Origin of the sequence: Actinospica durhamensis (assembly GCF_018139695.1) — a bacterium.
Taxonomy (GTDB): domain Bacteria; phylum Actinomycetota; class Actinomycetes; order Streptomycetales; family Catenulisporaceae; genus Actinospica; species Actinospica durhamensis.
Genome location: NZ_JAGSOG010000401.1, coordinates 1 through 5,736, shown reverse-complemented (window position 1 = coordinate 5,736; position 5,736 = coordinate 1). Strand labels below are relative to the sequence as shown.

General features: G+C 71.4%; 5 protein-coding genes. 1 reads left to right on the top strand and 4 read right to left on the bottom strand.

Translation table 11 applies throughout. The annotated features are described in order from the left end of the window. The 4 genes from KDL01_RS38585 to KDL01_RS38570 form a co-directional block, all read right to left on the bottom strand. Positions 1-291, bottom strand: a 291-nt coding sequence (locus tag KDL01_RS38585) for a hypothetical protein (protein ID WP_212533676.1), incomplete at its 3' end; no start/stop codon positions are given. Positions 292-593: 302 nt separating this feature from the next. Further along, a complete protein-coding gene (locus tag KDL01_RS38580) occupies positions 594-1,892 on the bottom strand; it encodes a hypothetical protein (protein WP_212533675.1) in 1,299 nt (432 codons plus the stop codon). Continuing rightward, positions 1,889-3,004: a SigE family RNA polymerase sigma factor gene (locus KDL01_RS38575; protein ID WP_307846781.1), complete on the bottom strand. Its 1,116-nt coding sequence runs from the start codon at positions 3,002-3,004 to the stop codon at positions 1,889-1,891. The genes KDL01_RS38580 and KDL01_RS38575 overlap by 4 nt, the downstream gene beginning before the upstream one ends. A gap of 233 nt (positions 3,005-3,237) precedes the next feature. After that, entirely contained in the window at positions 3,238-4,521 is a 1,284-nt protein-coding gene (locus KDL01_RS38570) for an ABC transporter ATP-binding protein (protein WP_212533673.1), read from the bottom strand. A 274-nt stretch (positions 4,522-4,795) separates the two neighbouring features. On the opposite strand from KDL01_RS38570, the gene KDL01_RS38565 reads away from it, so the two are divergent. Continuing rightward, positions 4,796-5,736: ROK family transcriptional regulator (locus tag KDL01_RS38565; RefSeq protein WP_212533672.1), on the top strand; the 941-nt coding region annotated here is incomplete at its 3' end.

The window sequence follows — 5,736 nt, the reverse complement described above, 5'->3', positions numbered from 1 at the left end:
GCACACCGCCCCCGCCGCCGCAGGCGCCGTCGCGACGGCCGGCGCAATGCCCTCGACCTCGAACTCGACCTCGGCGTCGGCGTCGGTCCCGACGACGACGGCGACGGCGACGACGTCCAACGGCTCCAGCGCGATCGTCCCCAACCGCCACGGCGACGGCGACCACGAAGCCAAGCGCGCGGCCGAGGCGCCGGGTGTGCCGGCATCACCAGGTGATGCGGTGTCGGCCGGCAGCACCAGTGCCGCCACAGGCGAGCCGGACCGCGACGCCGCTCGATAGAGCGGATGCACGCGAGCTCTCCCGCCCCTCGCGACCTCCGGGACGCCCCCGGTTCCTGTGGCTCGGGCCGACTCGTCAGTCGACCCGAGCCGCAGGACGTCAAGGGCGGTGGGCATCAAGGGCATCCAGGGCACGCATCCCTGGCAATGGGCCTGTTAACTACAGCAGTGAGTGACCGTGTGCGCCGGCCTCGAGGCTCGATCCGCTGGTCCGAGGCTCGATCCGTAGGGCCCGCCTCGGTGACGGCCTCAGTGCGAGCGGCAGGCCAGGCGCAGGACCTCGGTGCAGGCAGCAGGCGCAGGACCTCGCGCTTCTACCAACCGGCCACCACCTCCTGTCCCAGTGTGCTGAGCTCCGGCGTCCCGCCGAATGCCGCGGCGGTCTCCGGGAAGTGACCTGCCGTCAGGTTCTGCGCGGGCCGGACGAAGGACTGCTCAAGTCCCGGGGACTCGGAGTCGGGTTGGCCGGGGGCCAGGCCGCGGACGAAGGCCTGGATGTGGGGCAGGCCGGGGACGTCGATGTCCAGCAGCGCCGTGTCCCACGCCGAGGTCTCCTGCCCGACCCAGTCCACGGTCACGTCGATCTCGTGCGGGTCGACCCCTGCGATGCTCGCGATGTCGGCCACCACCTGGGCGGCGTTGTCGGTCACGGCATCCCCGCCGGGACCGTTGAGCGGAAGGTGCGCCAGCCCGTCCTGCCGCCCCTTGGCGACGATCGCGGAACGCAGGGCGTCGTAGACGGCCGAGGTCGGGAGTTCGCTGGGCGAGGCGAGTTCGGTGCGGATGAGCGGGTTCGCGTCCACGGTCTTGCCCGTGGAGAGCTGGCCACGGAACGAGATATACGCCCCCAGGTGCCCTGCCGCCTGCGAGGTCGAGGGATCTGAGATCTCGCCCGCGACCGCACCGTCCTGCGTCGAGACGGTCTTGAGAGCGGTGTGCTCTGCCGCCAACTTCCCGCCATGGACGGTGAGTTCAATACCGGAGGCGATGTCAGCCTGCGTCATGTCGGTCGGTCCGAGCACGACGTAGGGCACCGACCCTCCCGTGCCGCGGAACACACCGACGTACGAGAAGGCATCGAGAGCCGAGCCCGAAGCCAGCCCGACCTCACCACTCGAGCTCAGGTCGGCGGCGCTCGCACCGTGCGCGCCGGTCAGCACGCTGAACAGGTTGGAGGACCCGCCGGAACCGTGATGGGCGACGGGCTGGTAGCCGGCACCTATGACGACGGTGTGCGTGCCGTCGTCGTTCGCGTAGAGGATGGTCATGCCGGCGCCGAGGCGTGTGGCGACCTCCTGCATGAAGGTGGCGTTGGCGACGAGGTTGCCACGCGGGGCCAGATCGAGCAGCGGCGATCTGTCGGAGGTCCCCGCCGCCGTCTGCAGCGAATCCGTGTGATGAACGCCGTTGATCGTGGTGACGGAGGTGGCGAGGGCCGCGACCAGGGCGACGCCCGCACACCCGGCGAGACTGCGACGACGGATCCGGTCGCGACGAGCCGCGGCCTCGATGCGGGCGAACGGAGCAGGCGTCTGCGCGAGATGAGCCGCGCGGGCGTGGAACTCACCGCGCAGGGCGTCGGCGATGTCCTCGTGCGGATCGGTGAAGGTCACAGTGTGCTCCTTGGGGGGTCGAGCCGACGGACCGCGGGCGCGAGGCCGGCGGACGGCTGCGGAGACGAGGACTGGGACGGAGTACGGGGTGCGGAGTTCTCGGTCGCGAACTGCGTGCTCGGCCACTGCTCCGGCCGTCGTCTGAGCGCGACGAGGAGGTGCTCGGTCGACGGCGATGCCGGCGGAACGGTCGGGGTCGGCGCGCGCTCGGTCCACGGCGATGCCGGCGGAACGGTCGGGGTCGGCGCGCGCTCGGTCCACGGCGATGCCGTCGGAACGGTCGGGGTCGGAGCGCGCTCGGTCGACGGCTGTGCGGTCGGTGCGTGGCCACGGTCGTCGTCGAGGTCGCGTTCACGCCCGAGCCCGAGCTCGGGCGAGGACGTAGACGAAGCCGAGGACGAGGACGAAGACGCGGACGCAGGCTGGGCGGACAGGGCCTGCTGGAGTCGTTGCAGGCCTCGGGAGGTCTGGCTCTTGACCGTGCCGATGGAGCAGCCCAGGATCTGCGCGGTCTCGGCTTCGCCGAGGTCTTCGAAGTAGCGCAGCACGAGCGTGGCCCGCATCTTCGCCGGCAGCGCTCGCAGCGCTTCCCACAACTCGTCGCGCAGGTCGAAGGACGCGTACGCGTCGGCGGAGGCCGGGTGCTCGATGTCGGCCGTGAGCCGCACGGCGCGTTCGCGGGAACCGATGCGCCGCCACCAGTCGGTGTGCAGGTTGAACATGACCCTGCGCACGTACCCCTCCGGCGAACCGGAGCGCTCGATCTTGGCCCAGTGCCGGTGCACCCGGATCAGGGCGTTCTGGACGAGGTCCTCGGCGTGGCCGTGGTCTCCGGTGAGCAGGTACGCGGTCCGCAGGAGCGCGAGCCATCGCTCGGCGACGAACTCGCGGAAGCGTTCCTCCTCGCCGCCGCCGGATCTGACGAGTCGGGGGTGGTCCGGGCCCTCGCGTGGCTCGCTCGACGCGCCGTGCCGCGCCGGCGTGCCGCGCGCCGCCGTGTTGAGCACCTCTGTTTCAGGACCCCACGTGTTGCGCAGTCCCGGGTCGGACGCACCGATGGTGGGCGCCCCCGAGCCGAACGCTTCCGCGCGGGGCGCCTCTGCGCGGGGCACTTTTGCGCAGGGCGCTCCCTCGCCCGACGCATCGTCATGTGATGCTCCGTCACCCGCTGACTCGCCGCCGCTGTCGAACATGCCGCGGACTCCTCCCTCGTGATCGGCACGGCTCCGGTCGGGCACGGTGGCCTTCCCCGGTGTCGTGGACGGAGCGTGTGGGCTCCGACATTTGTTAACACGAGGATTTGCGGACAAAGGTTGTGAGCGAGTGAGGGTGAATTGCGGTGCGGTCAGTCGGGCAGGCGGCGGCCGGTGCCTGCGTCGAAAAGATGGGCGACTGAGGGATTGGCGGTGATCAGCACGTCGTCGCCGCGCAAGGGTGGGGTGCCGCGGGTGTGGCGGATGACGAGGTCTATCGGGTCGAGCGGGCCGTCTGGGGCCTGGATCCGGGCGTGGACGATGTACTCGCGGCCTGAGTCTTTGACGAAGACGGCGGTGGCGCGCAGCGCTCCGGGCTCAGGGGGACTCTCGGGAGAGACGGAAGCTGAGGTAGAGGCAGAGATGGAGATAGGGACGGAAGCAGAAGCAGCGGATGCGGGCGGAGACGACTCGGGCTGGGGACGTGGGGGTGGAACCGGGTCAGTCGCGAGCGGCTGCTGCGGCCGCGACGGCGGGGCGGGCTCGGCGGGGCCCGGCGCGGCGGCGAGGGTGAGGTCTTCGGGGCGCAGGCCGATGAGGACGGTCTCGCCGGTGAGGGCCTGGGCTTGGGCGTCGCCGAGTTTGACGGCCAGACCTGCGGTTTCGCCGCCTATGCGGGCGTAGCCGTCGCGGTAGGGGGCCGGGATGAGGTTCATCGGGTGTTGGCCGACGAAGCCGGCCACCGCCGCGGTGGCGGGGCGGTCGAAGACCTCTGCGGGGGTGCCCACCTGCTGCAGCACTCCCCGGTCGAGGACGGCTATGCGGTCGGCGATGGCCAGGGCGTCGGTGGAGCTGCAGGTGGCGTAGAGCATGGTGACGCCGAATTCGCGCTGGAGGGTGGCGATGGGGGTGCGTTCGCGCATCATCATGGGGACCCCGGTGCCGGCCAGGGGCTCGTCCACGCAGACGGCGAGGGGTTCGCCGACCAGGGCGCGGGCCATCATGGCGCGTTGGCGCAGGTCGAAGTCGAGGGCGTCGGGGCGGGCGGAGAGGTGCGCGGCCACACCGCAGCGTTCGGCGATGTCGGCGACCTTCGCGGCGACGGTCTTCGCCGAGGTCTTGCGCATCGTCAGCGGAAAGGCGATGTTCTCGCGCACACTCAACTGTGGGAACAACGCAAAGCCCTGAGCGAGCATGGACACCCGCCGCTTGTCCGGGGACGCCTTCGTCACGTCCCGGCCGTCGATCAGGACCCTGCCCGCGGTCAGCGGGTCGGCGCCGGCCAGGGCGCGCAGGAGTGCGGACTTTCCGCTGCCGGAGGCGCCGGTCAGGACCAGCAGTTCACCGTCGCGCACGGTGAGCTCGACGCGTTCGAGGACGGGGCGCCACAGTCCCCGCTGCACCCGCGTGACCCCGACGAATTCGACTTCGGCCACGGCTGCGGCACTCCTCCCACCCGGACTCCTCCCGCCACTGGCCACCCACGATACCCGCCGGGGCGCGAGGGCCCGCCCGGAGCAGGGCGGCGCCCCGGGCGGGCCTGGCGTATCAGAACGCGCGGTACGGGGCTGAAGCTATCCCCGCGCGAATAGGGCGTCAAGACATCGGGGAATTCGTGGTTATCGAATGAATGAGTGGCCATGTTCCGGCCCTTCTCGGCGTGATTACTTCAATCTTGACGAATCGAGGGGCAGGATCGATCCTCATCCCATGACGCAGCAGCATCCTGCGAGGACCGAAGGCCGCAATCAGCGCAGCCGGCAGGCGGTGATCCGGCTGCTGCGCGAGCGCGGCACGCTCAGCCGGGCGGAGATCGCGCGGCTGGTGGGGCTCTCGCCCTCGACCGTCTCGACCCTGGTGAGCGCGCTGGTCACGGAGGGGGTGGTGCTCGAGCTCGGCGATCAGCTGCCGCCGGCCGGCGGGCGGGCCGGGCGCCCGGGGACGGCGGTGATGCTCAATCCGGCCGGGGGCGAGGCGATCGGGGTGGACTTCGGGTACCGGCACGTGCACGTGGTGATCGCGGACGTCACGCACGCGGTGCAGATCGCGCTCTCGGCCCCGCTGCCCGCGGACTACGACGCTTCGCTGGGCCTTGACACGGCCGCGGAGCTGGTGCGCACGGCGGTGCGGGACGCGGGGACGGACCCGTCGCGGATCCTGGGCGTGGGGGTGAGCCTGCCGGGCGCGTACAACCCGCACACGGCGCTGCCGAACTCGGGGCTGCCCTCGAACTGGTCCGGCATACCGGTCGCGGCCGAGCTCAACCGCCGGCTCGATCTGCCGGTGGTGGCGGACAACGACGCCAACCTGGGCGCGCTGGCCGAGCGGCAGTGGGGGGCCGGGGCGGGTTTCGACGAGCTCGTGTACGTGAAGCTGCACAGTACGGTCGGGGCCGCGTTCATCAGCAACGGACGGCTGACCCGGGGCGCGGCGGGGGGCGCCGGGGAGATCGGGCACCTGGTCATGGACGCCAACGGACCGCTGTGCCGGTGCGGGAATCGGGGGTGCCTGGAGTCGTACGTGGGGCTGCCGAACCTGATGCGCTCGCTCGAGCCCGGCTACGGCGACCGGATCACGCTGCGGGACGTGATCACCAAGGCCTGGCAGGGCGACCGCGGCTGCATCAGGGCACTGAGCGAGGCGGGCAGGAC